The 1,830-nt window shown below is 51.9% G+C and carries 2 protein-coding genes and 1 pseudogene; all 3 read right to left on the reverse strand.

What is annotated here, in order from left to right; translation table 11 throughout:
• Positions 1–755, reverse strand: a pseudogene (locus tag CWM61_RS28475) (hemagglutination protein); the annotation flags it as partial.
• Positions 756–800: 45 nt separating this feature from the next.
• Positions 801–1,118 carry a hypothetical protein gene (locus tag CWM61_RS28480; RefSeq protein WP_032729497.1) on the reverse strand — a complete coding sequence of 106 codons (318 nt, stop codon included), beginning with the start codon at positions 1,116–1,118 and terminating at the stop codon, positions 801–803.
• Positions 1,118–1,830: VENN motif pre-toxin domain-containing protein (locus tag CWM61_RS28485; RefSeq protein ID WP_100632271.1), on the reverse strand; the 713-nt coding region annotated here is incomplete at its 5' end. The genes CWM61_RS28485 and CWM61_RS28480, both read right to left, overlap by 1 nt.

Consider the following 1,830-nt stretch of genomic DNA (forward strand, 5'->3'; position numbering starts at 1 on the left):
CCGTATGCAGCCATCGCGGTACGACCCGCCTGGTCCGCAATCTGTTCTGCCGTCGGACTGCTGTTACCCTCTGCCTTCAGCTTCGCTTCCGCCGCCGTCAGGGCTGCAGGGTCTTTTATCGCCTTCTGTTTTGCTATCTCGCCCTGCGTGCGCGCAATATCCGCCGCCTGGCTGCCAATCTCCCCTGTCAGCTGCACTTCCTGCAGGCGCCGCTGCTCCTTCTCCTTGTCAAATATCGGCCCGATACTGCCGCTGGCGTGTTCCGTGTCGCGACTCAGGTCAGCCACGTCCTGCTTCTGATTCTCCCTGTCGCGAATGATAAGGCTGCCATCAGCCACTGCGGCCTGCGTCGTACCTTCCGCATGGCCTTTGCTGCCGCCACCCGCCAGCAGGGCGCTGGTCATGTTCCCGGCGAACTGAGAGCCGATGCTGCCCCCGGTGCTGATACCGCCGCCCTGATGCTGCGTCTTATAATCCGCCTGGTTGTGGATATCGCTGAAACCCAGCGTGCCGGTATCGAGGCCGTTTTTATCTGCGCTTCCTGTGGAAGCAATGACCCCGCCATTCAGCTGCGTGTGGCTGCCCACCGTCACATCAAAACCGCCCTGACCGGCAAATATCCCGCTCTGCTCCTGCACCGAAGACCAGTCGCTGGTCATTTTGTCGCGACTGGTATTCAGGCTTCCCGACCACGACCCGGCGCCGAAGGTGTAACCCAGGCCACCGCTGAGACTGCTCTGCGTGCTGTCGTAATTGACGGGTAAAAAAGATCCCGGCGCTGAAGTCGGGATCTTTTGCAGTTAATAAAAATCGGGATCAACCAGACCTTCAGCTTTCACGATTTCAAGGAAGCGTTTATAGGCCGTTTCATCATTTTCGAGTAAATCATCAAGTAACCTTTCCTTAATTAGTGCCCAGTGGTAAATGCCAGAGTAGTTATTATTAAAGTATGTAAGTTCTCCAGAGATATCAGGATCTACTATATCTACTTTTTGTGAGTTATATGCAATTAACCCACAATGTCCTTTTGGCATTCCCAAAAAAAGAGTGTCCTTACCACTCCAGTAAATAGCATAAATATCAATAACATTAGATGAGTTATAAGGTCTTATTTTCATTACTTATCCCTCAGTGATGGACCTGGTTGTAATGGATTCGGTTGAGGACTTGTAATCTTCATATCGTATGCTTTACCCGTCACTGAATTATACTGATAGTGAATTGTTATATTTGAACCATCTGGTAATTCATGGTTAACCTGCATTTTCTGGAAGCCAGCCGATGTAGGGAATCGAGGATCTTTATTCATACCGTCAAGTATTTGCCCTTGTGAAGGATTGGATTCAACCTGCTTCCATACCATCTGTTCATTCAAATCCCTCGGCGCTGTAAATTGTTTACCCGGCTTAGCCGTCGAGATCTTCTCCGCTGCTCTAATCAGTATTGTGTTATCAATAATACCGGCTGCTTTACCCGCTAACGATAACGCTTTTTCTGCCGGGATTGACGTCAGCAGAGCCAGCGCATAATCCTTCGCCTCTTCCGCTGTCAGCAACGCCATTACTGTATCCGAGCCCGGGCTATTACTCAGAATGGCTTTGATAATATCCGCGCTTTCCGGCAAGTCGCCGCGAACGATATCCTTTAACCCGGCCTGTACCTGCTCCGGCGAAAGATTGTTGTCCTGCGCATACTTCACCCAGGATGTAGCTGCCTGTCCGGTTTCCGTCATCCCTTTTGGCAGACTAAGCGCATTATTCTCAACCGCGTTCTTACCGCCCTGCGCGCCCGCCACGGCTGACGCCGTACTGTCCCCGGCCAGACCGCCTG

The sequence above is a fragment of the Klebsiella sp. K-Nf6 genome, assembly GCF_002806655.1.
Classification (GTDB): domain Bacteria; phylum Pseudomonadota; class Gammaproteobacteria; order Enterobacterales; family Enterobacteriaceae; genus Klebsiella; species Klebsiella variicola.